This is a genomic window from Streptomyces sp. NPDC050315 (assembly GCF_040655775.1).
Lineage (GTDB): Bacteria > Actinomycetota > Actinomycetes > Streptomycetales > Streptomycetaceae > Streptomyces.
Genome location: NZ_JBFAKN010000001.1, coordinates 860,912 through 882,774, shown reverse-complemented (window position 1 = coordinate 882,774; position 21,863 = coordinate 860,912). Strand labels below are relative to the sequence as shown.

17 protein-coding genes are annotated in these 21,863 nt (G+C 68.8%); 9 read left to right on the top strand and 8 right to left on the bottom strand.

All coding sequences use genetic code 11. The annotated features are described in order from the left end of the window. Positions 1-570: 570 nt before the first annotated feature. Positions 571-1,269, bottom strand: coding sequence for a site-specific integrase (locus AB0I82_RS03910; protein WP_363256063.1), 699 nt, complete (start codon positions 1,267-1,269; stop codon positions 571-573). After that, on the bottom strand, positions 1,178-1,822 hold the full coding sequence (locus AB0I82_RS03905) for an N-terminal phage integrase SAM-like domain-containing protein (protein ID WP_363255455.1): 645 nt from the start codon (positions 1,820-1,822) through the stop codon (positions 1,178-1,180). Before AB0I82_RS03905 ends, AB0I82_RS03910 begins: the two co-directional genes overlap by 92 nt. Positions 1,823-2,122: 300 nt before the next feature. On the opposite strand from AB0I82_RS03905, the gene AB0I82_RS03900 reads away from it, so the two are divergent. The 5 genes from AB0I82_RS03900 (at position 2,123) to AB0I82_RS03880 (ending at position 7,347) form a co-directional block, all read left to right on the top strand. Further along, positions 2,123-2,821 carry a Crp/Fnr family transcriptional regulator gene (locus AB0I82_RS03900; RefSeq protein ID WP_363255454.1) on the top strand — a complete coding sequence of 233 codons (699 nt, stop codon included), beginning with the start codon at positions 2,123-2,125 and terminating at the stop codon, positions 2,819-2,821. Positions 2,822-2,931: 110 nt separating this feature from the next. After that, complete coding sequence (locus tag AB0I82_RS03895) at positions 2,932-3,849, top strand: hypothetical protein (RefSeq protein ID WP_363255453.1); 918 nt, start codon at positions 2,932-2,934, stop codon at positions 3,847-3,849. Continuing rightward, on the top strand, positions 3,846-5,915 hold the full coding sequence (locus AB0I82_RS03890) for a hypothetical protein (protein WP_363255452.1): 2,070 nt from the start codon (positions 3,846-3,848) through the stop codon (positions 5,913-5,915). Before AB0I82_RS03895 ends, AB0I82_RS03890 begins: the two co-directional genes overlap by 4 nt. Continuing rightward, entirely contained in the window at positions 5,912-6,820 is a 909-nt protein-coding gene (locus AB0I82_RS03885; RefSeq protein WP_363255451.1) for a hypothetical protein, read from the top strand. Before AB0I82_RS03890 ends, AB0I82_RS03885 begins: the two co-directional genes overlap by 4 nt. Before the next feature lie 71 nt (positions 6,821-6,891). Then, positions 6,892-7,347, top strand: a complete 456-nt coding sequence (locus tag AB0I82_RS03880) for a Pycsar system effector family protein (protein WP_363255450.1) — start codon at positions 6,892-6,894, stop codon at positions 7,345-7,347. Positions 7,348-8,739: 1,392 nt separating this feature from the next. Here the strand turns inward: AB0I82_RS03880 and AB0I82_RS03875 are convergent. The 4 genes from AB0I82_RS03875 to AB0I82_RS03860 all read right to left on the bottom strand — a co-directional run bounded on the left by AB0I82_RS03875 (position 8,740) and on the right by AB0I82_RS03860 (position 14,577). Further along, positions 8,740-9,882 (bottom strand): sugar ABC transporter substrate-binding protein, encoded by a 1,143-nt coding sequence (locus tag AB0I82_RS03875; protein ID WP_363255449.1) that lies wholly within the window; start codon positions 9,880-9,882, stop codon positions 8,740-8,742. 22 nt (positions 9,883-9,904) lie between these two features. After that, positions 9,905-11,095, bottom strand: coding sequence for a sugar ABC transporter permease (locus AB0I82_RS03870; protein WP_363256062.1), 1,191 nt, complete (start codon positions 11,093-11,095; stop codon positions 9,905-9,907). 80 nt (positions 11,096-11,175) lie between these two features. Next, on the bottom strand, positions 11,176-11,967 hold the full coding sequence (locus AB0I82_RS03865) for an ATP-binding cassette domain-containing protein (RefSeq protein ID WP_363255448.1): 792 nt from the start codon (positions 11,965-11,967) through the stop codon (positions 11,176-11,178). 30 nt (positions 11,968-11,997) lie between these two features. Beyond that, positions 11,998-14,577, bottom strand: coding sequence for a SpoIIE family protein phosphatase (locus AB0I82_RS03860; RefSeq protein ID WP_363255447.1), 2,580 nt, complete (start codon positions 14,575-14,577; stop codon positions 11,998-12,000). Between the two features lie 178 nt (positions 14,578-14,755). Between AB0I82_RS03860 and AB0I82_RS03855 the strand changes: the two genes are divergently transcribed. Continuing rightward, positions 14,756-15,859: a substrate-binding domain-containing protein gene (locus AB0I82_RS03855; RefSeq protein WP_363255446.1), complete on the top strand. Its 1,104-nt coding sequence runs from the start codon at positions 14,756-14,758 to the stop codon at positions 15,857-15,859. After that, positions 15,856-16,950, top strand: a complete 1,095-nt coding sequence (locus AB0I82_RS03850) for a substrate-binding domain-containing protein (RefSeq protein ID WP_363255445.1) — start codon at positions 15,856-15,858, stop codon at positions 16,948-16,950. Before AB0I82_RS03855 ends, AB0I82_RS03850 begins: the two co-directional genes overlap by 4 nt. A gap of 435 nt (positions 16,951-17,385) precedes the next feature. Here the strand turns inward: AB0I82_RS03850 and AB0I82_RS03845 are convergent, their stop codons facing one another. Next, positions 17,386-17,892, bottom strand: coding sequence for an ATP-binding protein (locus tag AB0I82_RS03845; RefSeq protein ID WP_363255444.1), 507 nt, complete (start codon positions 17,890-17,892; stop codon positions 17,386-17,388). Between the two features lie 342 nt (positions 17,893-18,234). Here AB0I82_RS03845 and AB0I82_RS03840 point away from each other — a divergent pair, with 342 nt between their 5' ends. Next, the gene (locus AB0I82_RS03840; RefSeq protein WP_363255443.1) at positions 18,235-19,062 is read left to right on the top strand and encodes an MEDS domain-containing protein; all 828 of its coding nucleotides are present in this window, start codon (positions 18,235-18,237) and stop codon (positions 19,060-19,062) included. Beyond that, positions 19,059-19,499 (top strand): ATP-binding protein, encoded by a 441-nt coding sequence (locus tag AB0I82_RS03835; protein ID WP_363255442.1) that lies wholly within the window; start codon positions 19,059-19,061, stop codon positions 19,497-19,499. Before AB0I82_RS03840 ends, AB0I82_RS03835 begins: the two co-directional genes overlap by 4 nt. On the opposite strand, the gene AB0I82_RS03830 is transcribed toward AB0I82_RS03835, so the two are convergent. Then, complete coding sequence (locus AB0I82_RS03830) at positions 19,447-21,741, bottom strand: LuxR C-terminal-related transcriptional regulator (RefSeq protein WP_363255441.1); 2,295 nt, start codon at positions 21,739-21,741, stop codon at positions 19,447-19,449. The two genes, AB0I82_RS03835 and AB0I82_RS03830, sit on opposite strands and share 53 nt — an antisense overlap. Between the last annotated feature and the right edge of the window lie 122 nt (positions 21,742-21,863).

Here is a 21,863-nt window from a genome sequence, read left to right as displayed (position 1 = left end):
AGCTTCTCCGCGCGGGGTGGTGGCCTGCACGGCGCCTGGGATGATATGCCGATGCCACTGTAAGTCGTCACCGCGCTGGTCTGGAACCTGATCAAGGTGCTTGCTGCCGTGCTTCGCAAACGCGTGACCAGGGATGCGGAGGCCTTGGCGTTGCGGGACGACAGCGCAGTGCTACGTCGCCAGATGGCCCGAGCCCGCTACAAGCCCGCCGACGAAAGTGGCTCGCTGTCCTTTCCCGGCTGGTCCCGCGGGAACGCCGGCGCCACGTGTTCGCGGTCACCCTCATCACGCTGCTGGCCTGGCACCAGCAACCTCTTGCGCCGAAGTGGACGTTCCCTCGGCACCGCTGTCCCGGCTGGGGGTCAAGGGGTCGCAGGTTCAAATCCTGTCGTCCCGACGGTGTGACCAGCGGGTCTGTCGGCAATGGCAGGCTCGCTGAATGCGTTCGTGTGACACGTGACGGCAACGTGATGGCAGTCGGTAAACCGGGCCCCGCCGACGGGACGGCGTCCCTGCTCAGAGGTGAGGCAGCGAGGACACGTCTCGGCGGGCGGAGGACAGACGGGGACCTCAGGCCGCACGCTGTCCAGACACCCCGTCAATGTTGAGGCCGTGCTTGCGGTCGGCGTGGTTCAGGGCCCCGTCGACGGCGGTGACCGCATCGCGGGCGGCGTGAGGGAGCAGATGGCCGTAGAGGTTGACAGTGGTGGACAGCGTCGAATGGCGCAGCGTCTTGAAGACCACTGCCAGCGGCACCCGTGAACTGATCATGATGGTGGCGGCGGTGTGCCGCAGGTCGTGCACCCCGATTCGCGGCAGGCCGATCTCCGCGGCGCGCCGACGCAGCTCGACCAGGACGTTCTGCGGCCGCAGTGGGACGCCGTCCGGGCGGCAGAACACCAGGCCCTCCAAAGGGGCACCCTCTGGCAGGCTGGATCGGGCGAGGACGGCCTGACGCTGCAGGGCAGTGACCACGCGCGGGGACAGGCTCACCCAGTTCCGGCTGGCCTTGGTCTTGGGGTGTCCGAGGTAGAGCTGGTTGTTGTTCACCGCGGTGAGGCTCCAGCGCACCAGCAGCACCTTCTCGGCCAGGTGCACGTCATTCCAGTGCAGGCCCAGGGCCTCACCGCGCCGCATACCGGTGCCGAGCAGCAGCTCGAACAGGTCGGCCAGCTGGTCACCGTACTGGCTGTGGTTGTGCCGCAGGAATGCCGCTGCCTGGGTGGGACTCCAGCAGATCCGCTCCTGGGCCGCGGGCCGGGAGGTCACCGCGTACCGGCAGGGATTGTCCGCGATCAAGCGGGTGCGCACGGCGGTCCCCTGGGGCGCTGGAGAGCGTGGCACCGATCCGGTAGATGGCGGTGCGCCCGCGTCCGCGGGCGACCTCGGCCTCGCGCCAGACGGTGATGTGCCGCGGCCGCAGATCGGCGAGGAGCGTGCGGCCGAAGGCAGGCAGCAGATCGTTGTGCACATGGTCGCGGTAGCGGACGAACGTGGTGGGCCGGAGCGTCTCCTGTTTCGTGCGCAGCCACTCGGTGAGATAGCCGGCGACGGTGAGGTCATCGTCGCAGTTAAGGCCGGTGCGCTCGGAGCGCAGGGCGCGCTCCAGTGCCGCGTACGCCGCTTTCCGGGTGGGAAAGCCGCTGCGGCAGAGAGGCCTGCGTGTGCCGTCGGCGGAGGGCAGGTCGACGGCGAAGGCCCAGGAGCCGTGCCGGGAACGGCCCTTGAGCTTGGGGCAGCTTGCGCCGAACTGCCTGCCGTCGGGCCGGCGGCAGCCACACCGCCGGTAGAGACGACCGCGCTCAGGAGGGCGAGGAGCCAAGACGCTCACCTCCAGTAGGGGAGTGGATGACTCCACGGTGACGATCCAGGGTCCCGGCGCGGCAGTTGGCGGATCATGGCGTACCGAGGGCGGCTGCCATCACCTCGCCATCACATGACCCCTCAGCCACAGTTGAACAGCAGAGACCCCTTGGGGATCGTACCGGGCCTGCTGGCCTCCGCTTTGCTCCGACCCTGGGGCGGATCCCTCCCAAAGTGCCTGTGTGTTTCGTTCAACACACAGTCAATCTGTTGTATGCCGAGCGGTGAAACGATCTTCCTCCAACGGTAGAACCGCGCCATGACGGTCAACTCCAGTAACCAGCCAGGGAGCAGACAACAATTGCCTCAGAACGTGTGGCAGGAGCTGTGCAGCCTCGGGCCGGAACAGCGCTACCGGGCTGGCAGCCGGATGCTGCGGCAGGGCGATTCAGGGACTCATCTTCTGGCACTCACCGAGGGACTGGTCAAGGTCATTCGGCGAGAGGAGGGTGGAGAGACGACGCTGCTGGCCTTCCGGGGTCCCGGCGACCTGCTTGGTGAAGTCGCCGTTTTCGATAACCGGGCCCGGATCGCAGACGTCGTGGCGTTGCGCCCGTGCAAAGCCGTCGTTTTGGAGGCGCACAGGTTTCAGGCGTTCGTGGAACGTCGAGGCCTACTGATGGAGTTGATGCGGCAGACGCTCGGGCGTCTCCGCGAGTCCGACCTTCGCCACGCCGAGCTGATGACGCTTCCCCTGTGCGTGCGCTTGGCCCGGTCACTGGTGCGCTTGGTGGACCTCACCACGCCCTTACCAGCCGGTGATGCGCCGCTGCGTCTCACCGGTTTGACCCAGGAGGAGCTGGCCCAGGCCATCGGGGTTACGCGCAACGCGGTCGTCGGCGGGCTTCAGCAGTTACGCGAGGCCGGCGCAGTGGAGACGGCCCGGCGGGCGATCACCATCCGGGACATGGAGGCGCTGAGGTTCTGGGCCCAGGCGGAGACCATCAACGGACTGTGACTGCGGTCACCGTCCAGACGCCCAGCGCTGGGCACTCGGTCCGGTCGCTTCCGCCCATGCTCGGTAATGGCCGCAACGCAGCGGCCGTCACCACCCGAGGAGGCGTGCCCATGTCCGAGCAGGTTCCCGTACCGTGGGCGGAAAGCCGACCGCTGCCCGCCTACCGCGCGTTGCTGGCCGTTGATGCCAAGGACTTCACCGGCCTTCCCGCGCTACTGCATGCACCGGTCAGCCAGGTGATCCCTGAACTGGTTGACCAGGCGCTGACCAAGGCCGGGCTTGACAGCGTGCGGAGCGACAAGAGTTTTCCGGCCAGTACCGGAGACGGCATTGTCTTCGGTTTCGATCCGGTCCATCTGCCCTTCGTGATCTCGCCGTTCCTGAAGGTACTGGACGACGTGCTCGGACGGTACAACGTCCTGGCGGCGGGCCCGCGTATCCGGCTGCGGGCCAGTGTGCACGTCGGTCCATTGCCGGACGCCGACAGTGCCGGGGATGGCAACGGAACGGCCCGCAACGACACTCACAGGCTGCTGGACTCCCGCCCGGTCAAGGCGATTCTGGCCGCCTCCAGTGAGCAGACCACGCACCTCGCCGCGATCCTTTCCGACCGGGTGTACGAAGATGTGGTGCTCGGCGGGTACACCGCTCTACACCCCGACCGGTGCATTGAGGTGCCCGCGACAGTCGAGGGGAAGCCGTTCGCGCAGCGGGCGTGGCTGCATGTCCCCTCGCCCTCCGGCAACCTCTTCCGCGCCGGAGTGCTCGCCGTGGACGAGCCTCATGAGGCCGGCGTGCCGGATGAGCCGTCTCCAGACCCGGCCGCCACACGGGATTCGCTGCAGAAGAGCCAGTACCAGGGCAATTCCCAGCACGTCCGCGAGGGCATGGCAGTCATGGGCGACATCACCGGAGACCTCAACTACAACGGCGGCGCAACTCATTACAACGGTACTAATCAGCACTGGGGTAGCGGGGACAACGTCTCCGGCACCAAGCACACCGGCTCTCCGGAGGAACAGCGATGACTGAGGAGAAACCCGCACAGGTTTCCCCTGGCGACCTCGCGGCAGGGGCGGGGCCCACCGAGCCGTCGGCGGCACAGCCTCTGGCCCCGGCTGCCGGGCCGACGACGACGTACGACGGCAACCAGCAGCAAGTGGATCGCGGCCTCGCGGTCGTCGGATCGGTTCGAGATATCACGGTCAACTATGCGGTTCTCGACGGTGAGGCCGATGGCAAGGTCGTCAAACCCCGCTTCCGCGAGGGTCTGTACCCGGAGAGCGACGTCGCCGACCGGCTACGTGCCTTCGTGAAACCTCCTTCTTATCCTGCCTGCCGCGAGCAGTTGGACGGGCGCCGGATCCTCTTGCTGCGCGGGGAAGCCGGGGCGGGAACCAGTACCGCAGCGCTCGCCCTCCTCCGTGACGTCACCAAGAATGATCGGATCACCGGTCTCGACTCAGCCACCGACCTGACCGAGTGGTCGCCGTCGGCCGCCGGCGGTTACCTGGTCCAAGGTATCTCGCCCGAAGGGGGCGAACACCTGGACGAAGTGGCGCTGAACCAGCTCACCAATCAGCTCCGCGGCAAGCATGCCTTCCTTGTAGTCATCGTCACCGGGATGGCTGGACTGCCGCGGGCTCTTACCCCGTGGTGCCGCACGCACATTCCGCCCGAGCCCTCGGACGTAGCCCGGGCCCTGCTACAGCGGATGGCCGATGAGGGAGCATTCACCGGGGACCAGTTGGCGAATGCCTTCACAGCGCTGGACCAGCCACCATTCGAGGAGTACCTGGCGGCCGGCCGGTCTCCGGCTGCTGGCGTCGAGGTCGCAGAGGAGCTGCGGGAGGTGGTGGCCAACGGCCGCACCTCCGAGGAGGCAGCCGACAACCTACGTCTCGGCAGCGCCGAGGCGGCCGCGCAGCTCCTCAAGACGGTACGCGGCAACGCCGACGACTTGGCATTGACCGCGGCCATCGCCCTCCTCGAGGAACAAGACCGCTCCGTGGTTGAGCGGCTCACCGCCCAACTGCGGCCACTGCTCGCGGCACGCCTCGAGCCGACAGCCGCTCGGGCAAACGATGACCTGCTCGGCCGTGACATCCATGGCCGTCTCGCCGCCGTCCAGGCCAAGACGCTGTCCCGTACGGTGGGGGCGGCGCGTGGATACCGCTACTGGGTGGAGCCTGTGGCATTCCGCGGCAAGCATCTAGCTGAAGAAGTGCTCCGGCGGTTGTGGCTGGACTACGAGGGCTTCTCCGACGTCCTGCTGACCTGGATGCGCGGACTGCCGTACGAGCCGGGCCTAGACCGGATCGCGGGCAGGCGGATCGGGCGGGTGCTCTGTCAGGCATCCGGGCCCGACGTCCTTCGACAGCTCAGCGTGTTTGCCCACTCCCGTCTGGGGTGGCAGCGGCGACTCGCCGGCTACGCACTCGGCGAAGCTGTCCAGGACGTCGTGCTGTCCGGTGCTGTCCGCACCCAGCTGCGTCAGTGGAGCCGAGCCCAAAAGCCGGAGCCCCGGTGTACGGTCGCCGAGACCTGCGCCGGCAGCCTGGGCCTCGCACTACCGGCGTTCGCCCTCAGCCTGCTACACACGGTGCTTGAAGGCGCCGAAGACCAACTGGACGGCAATCTGCACAAGGCTGTTTCCGCCGCGCTCGGTGTGCAGCTCACTGAGGACAGCAACAGGAAACCTGTCCTCGAACAGATCAGCTCGTGGCTCGGCGAGCCGGACGGCACTGCCCGTCATGCCTACGCACTCCAGGCGGTCCAGGCGCTCTGCGTCGACGGATTCCCAGCCATCAACCGGGCCGGCATCCGCAGGCTGAAGCTCGCCGACGTGTTCGCCGATAACGAGGATCTGCTCGTGCCCTTGGTGCTGGCGGCGCTCGACGACAAGGTGCTGCACGAGGCGATGACGACGGCGCTGACCAGGCTGGAAAAGGCGCTGGGACCGGACCGGCAAGAGCAGATGGACACATTCCTGACCTCGCTGAGCGAAGCATCAGGAGGCCACCAAGGCTTGCGTGTCTTTCTCCTCACCCGGTACCGCGCCCACTCCGCGGCCCCTGCGGAAGAGCTTCGATGACCGGCGTCCTGGTGGAGCCGCTGACAGCCTCCCCGATGCGCAGCCTGCTCCGGCACCGGTTCAGTTCGCGAGTCGATCGGGCTCTCGTCTTCCTTTCGTCGGAGGGCGAAGATCGGGTAGTGCACCCTCGCGGTACCTCGGCCTGTCCTTACCGGCCGCCGAGTCTGACCATGGTGCGACGCAAGGCGTTCGGCCAAGTGTGCTGGGTGTCGCTGGTCGAGCACGACGCCGCCGTAGATGCCTTCGACCGGACACCCGATGGATGGCTGCAGCCGTCCGCCCGGAGGACGGTGACCTGGTGGGTGTCAGACCCGGTGGCCGCCGCCCGCAAGCGCCTGTTGGAGCAGGAAGTACCTTCTTGGATCGCGCGCGACCTGGCCGGGCGAGACGGCGCCAGCAGGATCTCGGGGGGCGACCCTGCGCAGGCTGACGACGCCGCCGCACGCCCGGGCAGCGTGCGGGACATGGAGTGCCAGGTCCCCGAGGTGGGCATCGCCTACCGGGTTCACCTGCCAGCCGCATCGCCGTTGCCGGACTCATCGACGAGGCCCGCCGTGCCCTCAGACTGGGGAGACGAGCAGCGTGCCGCGTACCGCTTCTACCGTGAGGTGGTAGCCCAGGGCCCCTGCAGTCTCGCTGCGTTGTGGCTGCTGCGCCATCCGGACCAAGCGCGGGAGGTCCTGGACTGGACCGTGCAGAACCAGACGCTGCTGACCGACAAGGCCGAGTGGGAACACTCCCTGGTGGGGTTGCTGCAAGGGCTGAGCGCGGCTGACCGTGGTTTCGTTGGCATCAAGCTAGCCGAACTGCTCAGCGGGCTGGGCATTCCACACGCGGACGAGGTGCTTGACCGCGTACAAGGCGGACAGTCACCGAACACCCACGGGTACCCGGAGCGGCAGTGACTGGGAACAGCCGCCGGCCGCGACAGCCTGACAGAGCTCCAGACGAGACGGGAACCCCGGGCAGCCTTAACGTGCTGCGAGAACTCCTCGACCAGAACTTCGGCGAAATAGGTCGCGCCGATGGCAAGGCAACCGTGCTGCTGGCGACGACTGGGTCACTGCTCGGGTTCCTGCTGGCCAGACAACCGCATCAACCAGGTTGGACCGCTGTGCTGTGGTGGATGGCGGCGACTGGTTCGGTCAGTTCACTGCTCACCCTGCTCTTGGCAGTGCTACCGCGGCACAGCGCAGCTCCGCGTGATGAGACGCAGACGCTGGCCTACTTCGAAGACGTCCTGCAAGCGAGCCAGCAGGCCCGTCTCGCGGAGGCCATCCGTGACGACGAGCGCTCATCGAAGGAGCGGTTGCTACGTGCGTTGGAGGGCACCAGCCGTATTGCCCACATCAAAAACGCATACATTCGGTGGGCTGTAGCCCTCCTCTTGCCCACCGTCGCCGCGTCTCTCGGCGCGCTACTTCCTCAGTAGCTTTAACCGAAGGTGGCTGGACGTCGGGACGCCGCGATCAGTCCGGGCCGTATTAAATCCAACGCATCCGGCGCTACCTGTGCCACGGCTTGCGAACGGAGTTCAAGCGGGGCTGGTCGTGAGAAACCATCTCAAGGTTCATAGCGCAGCGCGGACGCCGATACGGCCATGACCGCATTTGACTTGTGACCAAAGGTGACCTGACGTTGAGCTGCCCACGTCCCTTGACTCGTCTGGCCAATACGCGCCGATCCCTTAGCGGCAACCAATCATTTAGCGGGCTGATAGCCCAATACCAGTTAGTATGCAAGGAGAGAGTTTTAGTCATGAATGAATTGGTGATGGCGCAAGGGGCGGACGGTTGGCGACCGGCGGAAGTGTCAATATCCCGCTCGTCCAGGAATAGGTCGACGCCATTGGCGAGCGTTGCTGAAGTGTGGCGTGATGCAGATATCCGGACAGGGCTGTTCCATGCCTGCGCACGGCAGATAGATGGGCAACACCAATCGCCCGAGGAAGATTTGTTGGGTTATCGGCGGGTGCCGGCGTGTGCGGGTTTTCTGTCCACGGAACCGCTGACGGCCCTGACGAATACATTCAATGTATACGTACAGGAGGCCCTCGCGCGGGGGCGGGTCGAGGCACCCGGATGAGGCTCACGGTTCTGCGCTGGACGCTCGACCCGGTGACCAGTCTGTTGGCGCTGCGGCTGCGCTTCCTGAAACCTAGGTTGCCGTCATACGACGCCGCATGGCGGCTGGCCCGGGTTACTCGGCATCCGGATGAGCTGGTCTACCGTCTCCACGACCACGGTCCAGGTTCCGAGCACGGACATCGAAGCCGCCCTGTTGATGGGATATGACTGACCCATAATTCCTTCTGTCAAGCGACGGAGCGGGCGGCGGCGTGAGTCCGTAACACGGCCCGCCGCTAAGGCCGACGGCAGTGCGACCTGCTCCATCGTCCATGCGGTGGAGCTCAGTCGAAGTCCTCGGTCAAGGTGGGTCGGGGAGGCATAGGAACGGCCATGGCCCGGCATCGGGCGCACCTGACCACGGACCGTGCCACCGTGCTCAGAACCGGCAGCGGCATGGGCCGAACGTCTTGCTCAGAGGCGCCGAGCGCGCAGGCCGATGACGATGGGGAATGGAGCGATGTCTCCTCGGCTCACGCCACCCGTTTGTGTAGTGCTCGGAATGGGCTTTGACTGCGCCGTATTACCCTCCGCGGCCGTTCAGAACTCCAACCTACAACCGACCGCACCGCTGGGGGTCAAGGGGTCGCAGGTTCAAATCCTGTCGTCCCGACAGCGATGTCGGTTCAAACCGCAGCTCAGGGGTCATCTACGGATGGCCCCTGACGCGTTCTCAAGAGGGCAAGTGGGGTCGGGCGTTACTTGGTGAGTCCGGCTCGATCGCAGGCGGTCTTGTACTTGGGTGTGCAGATCTGGCTCGTTGTGTACATACCGCCCTTGATGACTGTGTCTTTGATGTGGGGGAGTGTCACGGAGATCGGGGTGAGCAGGACGGCCGGGATGTTCTTGGCGGTGGGGCCGTTGACCTTGGTTGTGGCGATGTGGTTGAGCTTTTCGCCGCGGGCCAGGGCTACGGCCATCTCGGCGGCGGCGTCCGCCTCGGGCTTGAAGGGCTTGTAGACGGTCATGTACTGCTCGCCGGCGACGATGCGTTGCACGGCCGCGAGTTCGGCGTCCTGGCCTGTGACGGGAGGCAGTGGTTTGATCTTGGCGGCCTTGAGGGCGGAGATGACGCCGGTGGCCAGGCCGTCGTTGGCGGCGTAGACGCCGTCGATGCTGTTGGCTCCCAGAGCCGCGATCGCTCCGGACATATTGAGGTTCGCGTTCTCCGGCCGCCATCCGGCGGTGTCGTACGCCTTGCCGATCCTCACCTTGCCTTCGAGGACGGACAGTGCGCCCTTCTTGAAGCGGGTCGTGTTCGGGTCGGCGGGGTCGCCGTTCATCATGACGATCCGGCCGCCCTTGGCCTTGTCGCCCATGGCCTGGAGGAGCGCGTGTGCCTGGAGCCGGCCGACCTGCTCGCCGTCGAAGGAGACATAGCCGGAGATCGGGCCGTTGGCGAGGTGGTCGTAGGAGACGACGGGGATGTGCGCCTCCCTGGCCTCCTTGACCGAGGGGGCGGATGCCGTCGAGTCGACGGAGGAGAGGATCAGAGCGTCGACGCCCTTGCTGATCGCGGCTTCCACCTGCTGCTTCTGGGTCGCCACATCGCCCTCGGCGTTGGCGTACTGCACCGTGCAGTCCCTGCACAGCTCTTTGATCTTCTTCTCGATGAGCGGCCGGTCGTACGTCTCCCAGCGGGGGGTGTGATTGACCGGGAGCAGCAGGCCGATCGTCATGCCGCCCTTGCCGGTGGTGTGGCCGCCGGGGCCGCTGGGCTGCCCGGCCCCTCCGCAGCCGACGAGACCGATGGTCAGACAGGCCGCCGCCATGGCACAGGCGGTGACCCGCGCGAAGGTGGTGACCCGCGCGCAGGCGGTGACCCGCAGACAGGGCTTCATCCGCAAGGACCTCCCTCGGTCGTCATGCCCGGCCGTGCGCCCTTTGCGAGCGCCGGGTCAGCGAGTCGAGGACCACGGCCGCGAGCAGCACCCCGCCAGTGATCATGAACTGGACGGCGGCCTGGATGCCGAGCAGGGCCATGCCGGAGGCGATCGACTGGATGACCAGGATGCCCAGCAGCGCGGACCAGGTCCTGCCCCGCCCGCCGTACAGGCTGGTGCCGCCGATGACGGCCGCGGCGATGGCGTTCAGCAGCAGATTGCCGGAGCCGGAGGTCTGGCTCGCCGAGGTGATGCGCGAGGCGAGGAAGAGACCTCCGATCGCGGCCATCGTCCCGGACACCATGAAGACCGAGATCCGTACGCGCTCCACGGCGATCCCGGCGCGGCGGGCCGGCTCGATACCGCCGCCGAGGGCGAAGACCTGCCGCCCGTACGGCGTCCGGCGCAGGACGAAGTCCAGACAGACGATGATCAGGAGGAAGATGAGGAGGGCGAGCGGCAGGCCCTGGAACTGGTTCAGCACATGGGCGGCGGCGAAGGCGATCACCATGAGGACCGCCGTGCGCAGGGCGATCCGGCTGAGCGGCCGGGACGGCACTTCGGCGGCCTTGCGGCGCCGCGCCTCCTGGTAGGAGGCGAGGAAGTACGCGATCGTGCCGAGCGCCGCCAGGCTGTACGCGGCCGCCGCCTGGGAGAAGTAGTAACTGGTCAAGGTGGCGACCAGCCCCTGGTCGTCGAGGTTGACGGTGCCGCTCGCGCCCAGGACGTACAGCATCAGTCCGTTCCAGCCGAGCAGCCCCGCGAGGGTGACGACGAACGCGGGCACGCCCACCCTGGCGACGAAGACCCCATGGACCGCCCCGACGGCCGCTCCCGTGAGCATCGCGATGATGAGTGCCAGCCATTCCGGCACGCCGTTGCGCACGTTCAGCACGGCGAATGCGGCCGCCGCGAGTCCGCTCACCGAGCCGACCGACAGATCGATCTCCGCGATCAGCAGCACGAAGACGACGCCGACCGCGATCAGGCCCGTGCCGACGATGTCCACGCTGAGGTTGGAGAGATTGCGCGGGGAGAGAAAGGCGTCGTTGAGGCCCTGGAAGACGATCCAGATGAGGACGAGCCCCAACACGATCGGAGCGGAGCCGAGTTCGCCGACGCTCAGCCGGTGCCTGACGTCCTTGACGGAGGCCCTGACGCCCTGTGCGATGGCGCGCACGCGCGGCCCGCGGGCGGTCGGCTCGGTGCCGTCGGGGCCCGTGGGAGTGCGCCGGTTCTTCGCTGCCCCTCTCACTGCCACAGGTCGTCCTCCTCCGCCTCGCTCTTGCGCTGGCTCACGGCATGCTCCGTGGTACCGGTGATGGAGGAGATGATCTGTTCCTGGGATGTGGTCCGCACGTCGAAGACGCCGTTGTTACGGCCGAGGCGCAGCACCGTGATCTGGTCCGCGACGGCCTTGATGTCGCCCATGTTGTGGCTGATGAGCAGGACGCCGAGCCCCCGTTCCCGCAGTCGCTCGATGATGTCGAGGACCTCGACGGTCTGCCTGACGCCCAGCGACGCCGTGGGCTCGTCGAGCAGGACGACCTTCGGGTCGCCGAGGAGCGAGCGGGCGATCGCGACGGTCTGCCGCTGACCACCGGACAGCGACGCCACCGGGACACGCAGGCTGGGCAGCTGGATGGAGAGCGTGCCCAGCAACGTCCGGGTACGGCGTTCCATCTCCACCTCGTCCAGGACGCCGACCTTACTGATCTCCCGGCCGAGGAAGACGTTGCCGACGACGTCGAGGTTGTCGCACAGCGCAAGGTCCTGGTAGACGGTGGCGATGCCCAGGGCCTGCGCCTGGTGGGGCCGCTTGATGTGCACGGGTCGGCCCTCCCACTCGATCGTGCCCTCATCGGCCGGTCCGACCCCTGCGATCACCTTGACCAGCGTCGATTTGCCGGCGCCGTTGTCGCCGACCAATGCGACCACCTCGCCGGCGCCGATCTCCAGATCGACGTGCGCGAGCGCCTGGACGGCGCCGAACCGTTTGGAGATTCCGCGCAACGCCATCAGGGGAGCCGCCATAGGGACCATCTCCGTTCGTCGCCCGGTGGGTCCGGCCTCTCATGTGTCCGAGGCGCCGCCACCGGCGGTGGCCTCCTGTCGGGGTGGCAGAGCGACCTCGCCCCATACCTGCTTGCCGCCGCTGACCGGCACCGAGCCCCAGGACTCGGTCATGGCCTCGACGAGGAGCAGGCCACGGCCGCCGGTCGACTCCCAGCCGACCGCCACCGGTTTGGCGGGGGCGCGCGGGGACGCGTCGGTGACCGCCACCCGCAGGCGCTCCTCGGCGATGAGCGTCAGGTCCAGGCGCACCTCTCCCTGGGTGTGCACCATGGCGTTGGTGACCAATTCGGACACGACCAGCAGGACCACATCGAGCTCGTCGTCCGCTTTCCAGGAACGCAAGGTGCGCGCGGTGAAGCGCCGGGCGTGCATGACCGCGTCGGGCAGCCGCCACACCGCCCAGGTCGTCCGGATCGGCCGGACCTTCATCCCGTCGTAGCGCAGGAGCAGCAGGGCCACGTCGTCCGCTCGCCGTTCGGAGCCGCCGAGCAGGTCGTCGGCCACCCGTTCGGCATCGGACGGGTCGGCCGCCGAGAGGACGTCACCCGCGCGGCGCATGCCGTCCTCGAAGTCGAGGCTTGCCGACTCCACCAGACCGTCCGTCACCAGCGTAAGGACGGAGCCCGGCGCGAGGCCGGCCATGACCAGGGGGAACTCGGCGTCGGCGTGCACGCCCAGCGGAAGACCGCCCTCGACCTCGATCTCCTCGCTGCTGCCGTCCGGGTGGCGTACGAGCGGCGGCAGATGTCCGGCCCGGACACACCAGAGGTTGCCCTCCTCTATGTCGAGCTCGACATAGGTGCAGGTGGCGAAGAGGTCGGTCGCCATGCCGACGAGCAGCCGGTTGGCGTGGGAGATCACCACGTCGGGCGGGTGGCCCTCCACCGCGTAGGCCCTGATCGCCGTACGGATCTGGCCCATGATCGTCGCCGCCGCGGCGCTGTGCCCCTGTACGTCCCCGATGACCAGCGCGACATGACCCTGCTCCAGCGGGATGACGTCGTACCAGTCGCCGCCGACTTCCAGGCCACCCGTGGCCGGCAGATAGCGGGCGACGGCCACCCCGCCGTCCAGCGCGGGAAGCGTCCGCGGCAGCAGGCTGCGCTGGAGCATCGTGGCCAGCTCGTGCTCGGCGTCCAGGGCATGGGCGCGTACCAGGGCCTGCCCGACCAGGCATGCGGCCGCGGTCAGCAGCGTGCGCTCCTCGGGACCGAACGTGTGCGGCTCGTCCCAGCCGATCAGGCATACGCCCGCCACGCGTCCGTCGGCGGGCAGCGGCAGGATGGCCAGACCGCCGGGACCGATGCCCGCCAGACCCGGCTCCGGGGAGCTGTCCGCCGACCGCAGGGTCGCGTGCCCCTCGTGCAGCGCGGCCCGCAGCGTCGGGAGCGCCGCGATCGGGGCATCGGGCCATTCCGAACGCCAGTCGGACTGCCAGACCTCCGGCCAGGCCGAGGGGTCCGGCGGGTCCAGGACGCTGACCACCAGCCGGTCCGCCTCCAACGCGGCCAGGGCGAGCCGGTCGGCCCGCAGCGGACGCCGCAGGGCCGTCACCACGGCCCGGCTCACGTCCCGGATGGTCGTGGCGCCCTCCAGTGCCGCCGACAGCCGGTGCACATCGGAGGCATCATCCGCGCTGGGCCGCAGGTAGGAGATGTCGGTGACCACTCCCAGCACCCGCTTCGGTCCGTCACCCGCGGCCACCCGCGCCCGGCAGCGCAGCCGCAGCCAGCGCAGCTCACCACCGGCCCGGCGGATACGGAATTCGAGCTCCCGGCCCCCGAAGATCATTTGCCCCGATGCCGCCAGGGACATCAGCGCGGGGAGGTCGTCCGGGAGAGTGTGCGCCAGCAGAGTCTCCAGGCGGCCGTCGAAGTCATCGGACGGGATGTCCAGGAGCTCCAGCGCCTGGGCGTCCGCGTCGATCCGCCCCGCACTGGGGACCAGGCTGAAGGAACCGACGCCGAGCCGGCCCAGGGCCGGGTCCGGCGCGAACCGCTGCGCCGCACGGCCCGCACCCGCACCGCCGGCGGCGGCCGGCTCCTCGTCCCCCTCCGGCTGTACGCCGACCAGCTGCACGGCGACCTGGTCGGCGTACAGTTCCAGGAACTGCCGCCGTTCGGCATCGAAGGCGTCCTCGGCCTCCTCCACGACGAGTAGGCAGCCCAGCCGCCTGCCGCCCGCGGCCAGCGGCAGCACGCCGAGCGAGATGTCCGCCGGCAGCGTCACCGGGCCGCTGTTCCGGTAGGCGGCGAGCTCCGCGGCGCTGCACCACAGGGGCCGGCCCGCTCGGAACGCGTCGGCGAGCGGGGAGCTGCTGGTCAGCGGGGTGTTGAGGGGCAGTCCCTGCAGCGCGGCGGTACTCCCGACCGTCTCGACGAGCCGCAGCTCTTCGACCGCCTCGTCCTGTACATGAACAGCGGCCGCGGCGGCCCCGGCGAAGAGCAGACCCCACTCCGACACGGACCGCGGCGTCTGCGGGTGCCGGAGGCCGTTCTCCTGCGCCACGGCCCCGGGGGCGTCCGGTGGGCTCGGCCCACCGGGTCCCGGAACGTTCTTCGTCGGCCGATTCGTCATCGCTCCTCATCCTGGGCCGGCTGCGGCCTGCCGACGCCATGCCGCCGGCCCGGCTGCCCAGAAGCGGAAGGGCACGCACAACATCAGGATGGCATGTGAAGGGGCCTGTCGCGCGGATGCAGCGCCCGTGTCGCATAACGGCGTAAATCCGGCAAAATAGGCGCGGGAGGTGACGCCCATGAACGCCGGTCTTCGTGGGGTCGCCGTCGCCGTGACGGTGGTGTCCCTGGCTGCGGGGCTCGCCGCGTGCGGAAAGGCCGGCGGGCCGGGCGCCTCCCGGGAGAGCGGCTTCAAGATCGGCCTGCTGCTCCCGGACGTCCAGGCCGCCCGCTACGAGACCTTCGACCGGCCCCTGATCGAGAAGAAGATCAAGGAACTGTGCGGGACGTGCACGGTGGAGTACGCCAACGCCAAGGGGGACGTGGCCGACCAGCACCGGCAGGTGGACTCCATGATCGCCAAAGGGGTCCGTGTGATGCTGCTCGACGTCGTCGACTCCTCGTCCCTCCGCTCATCGGTCCAGGAGGCGAGGCGCGCGGGCATCCCGGTCATCGCCTACGACCGGGTCGCCGACGGCCCGGTCTCCGCCCTCGTCGCCTACGACCAGGTGCAGGTCGGCAGGGAGCAGAGCGAGGCGCTCCTCAAGGCGCTCGGCGACAAGGTGGGCGGCGCCCGGATCGTCATGCTGGACACCCCGCCGGTGATCCAGGAGACGGTCCTCCGTCTGAAGGGCTCCAGGGACGCACTCCGCGGCAAGGTGCGAGCCGTCACGACGTACACCATCCGTGCGCTGGGCGCGGAGGGGGCCTTCGCCGGCATGTCCGACGCCATCGCAGCCCTGGGTGCCGACAACATCGACGGTGTCGTGGCCTCCAACGACATCAACGCCTCCGGCGCCATCTCGGCCCTCAAGAATGCCCGCATCGCGCCGCTGCCCCCGGTCACCGGCCAGGACGCCGAACTCGCCGCCGTGCGGCGGATCATCCAGGGCGACCAGTACATGAGCGTCTACAAGCCCGCCGGACCCGAGGCCGCCGCCGCCGCGAGGTTGGCCGTCGCCCTGGGCCGCGGCAAGAAGATCGGGGACATCGCCGAGGACCGGGTCAACAGCGCTACCGACCGGCACATCCCGGCCGTCCTGCTCAACCCGGTCCCTCTCACCGTCGGCAACATCAAGAGCACCGTCGTCAAGGACGGCATGTACACCCTCGACCGGATCTGCACCCCGAAGCTCGCCCCGGCCTGCGAGAAGGCCGGACTCACTGAGAGGGCCGGCCAGTGAACATCAGTCGATGCGGCGCCGTCACGGTCGCGGCGTGCCTGGCGCTCGGCCTCGGCGCCTGCGGGCAGGCGGGCGAGTCAGGAGGCGGCGGCTCCGGCAAGGGGGCACTGCGGATCGGCCTGCTGCTCCCGGAGAATCAGACCGCCCGCTACGAGCAGTTCGACCGGCCCTTGATCGAGAAGAAGATCAAGGAGCTCTGCGACGCCTGCACGCTGGAGTATGCCAACGCTCGCGACGATGCGGCCATCCAGCGGCAGCAGCTGGACACCATGATCACCAAGGGGGTCGACGTCCTGATTCTCGACGCTGTCGACGTCCAGGGGATCCGTTCCTCGGTCACGGAGGCGAAGAAGGCGGGTGTCCCGGTCGTCGCCTACGACCGGGACGCCGAGGGTCCGATCTCGGCGTACGTGTCCCATGACGACAAGGCCGTCGGCAGACTCCAGGCCGAGGCGCTGCTCAAGGCCGCGGGCACGAAGCGGGACGGTGGCCTGATCGTCAGGCTCGAAGGCCCCTCGAAGGCGTCCCGGCTGGTCGGCCCGTTCGTACGGGGCGCGCAGGCCGTCCTCAAGGGCAGGATGAAGGTCAGCCGGGCGTACCACGCCGCCGAATGGGACGCCGGCAACGCGCACATCGCGATGTCCGCTGCCATCGCCGCCGAGGGCGTCGACACCATCGAGGGCGTCTGGACCGCCAACGACGTCCTCGCCGGCGGCGCCATCGACGCCCTCAAGGACGCACGCATCAGACCACTGCCGCCCGTTGTCGGCCAGGACGCCGAACTCGCGGCCGTCCAGCGCGTCGTCGGCAGGGAGCAGTACATGACCGTCTACAAGCCCTACAAACCCGAAGCGGACGCGGCAGCCCGGCTCGCCGTCGCCGTCGGCCGCGGTGAGCGGATCGACCGCATCGCCAAGGCCGAAATCTCCACGCCCACCAGCAAAGACGTCCCGGCCGCCCTGGTCACTCCGCTCCCCTTGACCGCGTCGAACATCAAGACCACCGTCATCAAGGACGGCTTGTACACGATCAACCAGATCTGCACCCCCGCATACCGGGCCGCGTGCGAGAGGGCGGGCCTCACGGGATGAGGCGATCCGGCTCGCCGGCCGCACTGCCAGGGGCTGGTCGGCTCGCAGAAGTGGACCGGGATGCCGGTGGCGCGGGTGAACTCGTCATGTCGGCCCATCTCGTTGCCCTGATCCCGGGTCAGCGAGAGGTGAGATCGGCGGGGAGGCCGGAGAAGGCGTTCAGGAGCGCGTCACGGACGCGCTCTGAGCTCCGGCCGTCGGGGAGGTGCAGGAGCTTGACGTAGCGGGTGGTGCGGTCCGCCGGGGTGCCGATCGCCGAGCGGTTGAGTGGGGTCGTGCGGGGCGCCCCCCACCACTCTCCTCTCCGTGATTACGGTGCGGTCCCGCCGGCGAAGGCCGGCACGAACTCAGCACGGGCCGCCACGGCCGCCAGCGATCGTGCTGCACCATCCCAAAACCGACATCGCAAACTCGGTCGGAAGGTGACGCCCGCAGTCACCCCGGAACGCCTCCCGTACTGAGATAGAAAGTCACCGCGGAGCGGGGCGAGGGAAGCCGGTGTGGGCGCTTCGGGGCTTTCTCCACGGCAGAGGGCACCGGCAGTTCGAACCAGACGGTTTTACTGTGGCGCGCCAGCGTGCTGCCCCAGCACAGCGCCAGCGTGTCCACCAGGCCCAGGCCGCGCCCCCTCTCGTGGTCCGTGTAGGGGCGGATCAACACCGGCAGGGACCGGTAACTGTCCAGGACCTCGCAGCGCAGAAGTCCGTGGCGCAGGAACAGCCGCAGCCTCGCCGGCCCGGGAGCGTGCTGCTGCGCATTCGTGACCAGTTCGTTCGTCAGCAGTAGGGCAGTGTCGGCCTCCTCGCTGATTTCTGCTGCGGTCAGCCATCTGCGGACGGCTCGCCGGGCCAGGAGTGGCCCGTCAGCCATGGCACTGATCGCAGTACTGAGGTAGGTGGTGCCCGGACTGAGGTCGGCCGGCGCGTCTTCAGAGATCAACATTGCTGTCCTTCCGGTTGGGGCCACTGTGCGCCGACCGGGCCCTGTGCGCGCCGGGAGAAATACGTGCTCGCATACCTGTTGGGTGAGGGTCCTCCCTTCGTGAGGGCGCTCCGCAGTCAGCCCTTGGCACAAGTGGTGCGGCAACGCCAAGGGTGTGTCCAAAAGGAGGCGAGAGCGGACTTCCACGGTGGTGCGCGTGCCTTCTCACTAACGTGCCGGGGGTAACGGGGGACCGGCCGCGCGACGTGCCGATGACAGAAAGGCTGGCCGATGACTGAGCACCACGGCACAACCGGCCGCATCGTTTCGGTGGAGCGTCTGGGGCCGGGGGACCACTCGTGCATGGACTTCGTCGACTGGAAGGCCCGTTGGCAGGTACTGGCCGCCTTCACCCGGACCGGCCTGGCCCGCGAGGAGAAGGTGCTGCTCGTCCTGGACCCGAGCGACCTGAACGACGACGATGCTCTCTCCTGCCTCGACGGTGGTCTGGGGCAGGTGCAAGATGCGCTGGCCAGCGGCCAGTTGGTGCTCGCCCGCAACACTTCCGTCTATCTCCCGGACGGCCGTTTCTCCGCGGAGCGGCAACTTCGCACCCACGCCGCGCTGATCGAGCAAGCCCGGGAGGAGGGCTACCCACGGTTGCGCGGCGGGGGTGACATGAACTGGGCACCGCGGGCGAGCGTGGACGACGAGAAAGTGGTGGATTACGAAATCTCCGTGGCGGCATTGTTCGCGGACGCGTACTTCACCGGGCTTTGCTGGTACGACCGTGAGCAGTGCAGTGACCATCTGGTGGCCACGATGCGCCGGATCCATCCACTCCAGGTCATGGAGCACCTGGGCGCGCTCGAGGTGACCTCGACTGCGAACGGTGCGAGGATCGCCGGCTCGGCGGAACTGGGCTCGCGCGAGGAGTTCACCGAGGTGCTTCACGAAGCGTTGGGGCGGCGGCCGGGCCCCGGCCCCTGCCGCTACGAATTCGATCTGAGGGATCTGGCCTACATGGAATCGCACTGTGCCTGGCTCCTGATCGACTTCGCTGCCGGGCTTCCGCGGGAGCACAAGGTCGTCGTCAGGTGTGGAGCGATGCTGGAGATGACCCTGCGCGGTCTCGGCTCCGGTGCCGTACCGCAGCTGGAACTCCAAGTGGAGGACGACGACGCGGCATGAACGAGAGCCGTCTGCTGAAGGTGGACTTCACCTACTCCGACCTGCCGCTGCTGCGGGTCACGCTCGCCGCCGCCCTCCGCCGAGCCGGACTGGCCGAGCCGGTGCGGAATGCACTTGCCCAGGCGACACTCGAAGCCGTGGTCAATGCGGTCCTGCACGGCGGGGGATCGGGGCAGCTGATTGTGCGGGTCACGGACGGCGAGGCGCGGTGCGAAGTCATCGACTCCGGCCCCGGCCCGTTCGCCCTGCCGCTGTCTCCCGGCCCACCGGCCCGGGACGCCGCAGAAGGGAGCGACGGGAGCACGGTCGGCGGCCACGGGCTGCGCCTTGCCGAAGTGCTCACCGACCGCATCGAAGTGCACCCGAACCCGGGCGGCCGGGGCACTATGGTCGTTCTGGCCGCTTCCCTGGACCGCTCGCCCTTTCTGCCTCGCTGACCCACGCGGCCACCTGGCTGCGGCTGGCGAATGCCAGCTTGGCAAGGATGCGCTCCACATGGCCCTCGGCGGTACGCCGGGAAATTACCAGCGTCTCCGCGATTTGACGGTTCGTCATCCCTTGGGCGACGAGTCCGGCCACCTCCCACTCGCGCCGGGAGAGCCCCGCTGCCGATGCCGCAGCGGGGACGATGGGAGGGCCGGCAGCGGACCGGCCCGATGGTCCGGTATCGGCCCGCCCGGGAACGGCCTGGCCCTGCGGAGCCCCGGGCCGGTCGCTCAAGGCGTACTCGACGGCCTCCGGCAAGGACAGCTCCTGCCCGCGTCGGTGCGCCTGTTCATAGGCCCGGTCACCCAGTGCCGTGCGGGCCTGCCGTTCGCCCACCCGGCCCTGCCCCACCCGCAGCGCTCCGGTCAGCGGTTGGTGCTCGGTGGCATGCCGAATGCGGTGGACCGCGCCTTGCAGCACGGCCGCCCGTTCGGCCTCCCCCCGGGAGACGGCGATGGCTGCCAGCAGATCGAGAGCCCTGCCGGCGGCGTACGGCTCATGGGCCACATACGTGAGCCGCAGGCACCGCCGAGCGCTTTGGGCGGCGCCGTTCTGGTCGCCCAGTACCCCGCGGGCCATGGCGAGCGTACACAGGACGTACGAACGGGCCCACTGCTCGCCGTACGCCTCGCAGACGGCGAGGGCCTCCTCACACAAGGGCAGGGCGCGCTCGGGCCCGCCCCGGAAGATGAGCGTGCAGGCGATCTCCACGCGGCTCAGGACGTGGAAGCACAATTCGCGCTGCCCCCGAGCGTCCCGGGCGACGAGGACGGGCAGCGGATCGATGGCCGGCAGCTCCTGCGGCTTGAGGACCTGTCCCGAGGGGGTACCGGCCAGCACGGCAGCGGAACGAGTGAGGATCACCCAGATCACGCCGGCCACCCAGACCGCCCGGGTCGGTGCGCCGATCGCCTTCCCGTCCTCGCACGAGGCCAGGCGCCGCCACCAGTGCCGCATCTCCGCCCACGTGCCGCGTTCGGCCCAGCAGAACCACAGGGCCGCCACCAGTCGCCGACCGATCCGGGACTCGCCGGGAGTGACCAGGCAGAAGTCCAGGGCGGCACGTACATTGTCGTGCTCGGCCCGTAGGCGGGCGACGATGGCGGGCTGGTCGGGGCCGAACCACTGGCGTTCCAATGTTTCGACCAGGCGCAGGAAGTGGTCGCGGTGCCGACGGCGGACGACGGCCGCCCGGCCCAGCTCGGTCAGCCGCTCCAGACCGTACTGGCGCAGCAGCGCGAGCATCCGGTACCGAGCCGTGCCACCGGCTTCCTCCTTGGCCAGGACGGACTTCTCCACCAGCCCGGCCACGGTGTCCAGCACCTCCCACCGACCAAGGCCGACACCGTCGCAGACCGTCTCCGCCGCGCTCAGGTCGAAGCTGCCGGCGAACACCGACAGCCCGGCCCAGGCCCGCTGCTCCTCGGAAGTGCACAGGTCGTAACTCCAGTCCACGGCCGAGCGCAGCGTCCGGTGGCGGGGCGGGGCGATAGGGCTGCCGGAGGTGAGCAGCCGGTACCGGTCATCCAGCCGTTCGTCGAGCTGTTCGATGCCCAGGGCCTGCATCCGTACGGCGGCCAGCTCGATCGCGAGCGGCAGCCCGTCCAGGCGATGGCACACGCGGACCACGGCCGCCTGGTTCTCCTCGGTGATCTCGAAGTCGGGGGCCACGGCGGTCGCGCGGTCGGCGAAGAGCTGCAGTGCCGGGAAGTGCAGGGGAGCCGTACCGCCCGGTGGTGTGCCGGGAGCCGGGGTGCGCAGCGGCCCCACCGGGAGTAGGTGCTCCTCGGTGAGGCCGAGGCGGTGGCGGCTGGTGGCGAGCACCTGCACACCCTCCGCAGCTGCGAGAACGCTGCCGATCAGGATTGCGCAGGCGCTCCGCAGGTGCTCGCAATTGTCCAGGACCAGCAGCAGCCGCCGCCGGTGCAGGTGCTCGCGCAGGGCCTCTTCCGGTGGTCGGCCGCTGTCGTCATGGACGGCGAGTGCATCTGCGACGGCGTGCGGGACGAGTGCGCTTTCCTGGACCGCGGCCAGCGGCACCAGCCACACGCCGTCGGAGTAGGCACGGGCGACCTGCTCCGCCAGGCGCGCCGCGAGGCGGGTCTTGCCGACGCCGCCCGGACCGGTCAGCGTCAGTAACCTGGTCTCGGACAAGAGCCGCTTCGCCGTTGCCAGTTCCTGCCGTCGGCCCACAAAGCTGGTCGCTTCCGCGGGAAAGCCGGCAATGCGCCGCGCTCTCGATCCGGCCACGGTCGGTCACGCCCTCTACAAGTGGCGATGTGCCTGTCCCTCCCCGAGGCTAGTGCTTTGCCACC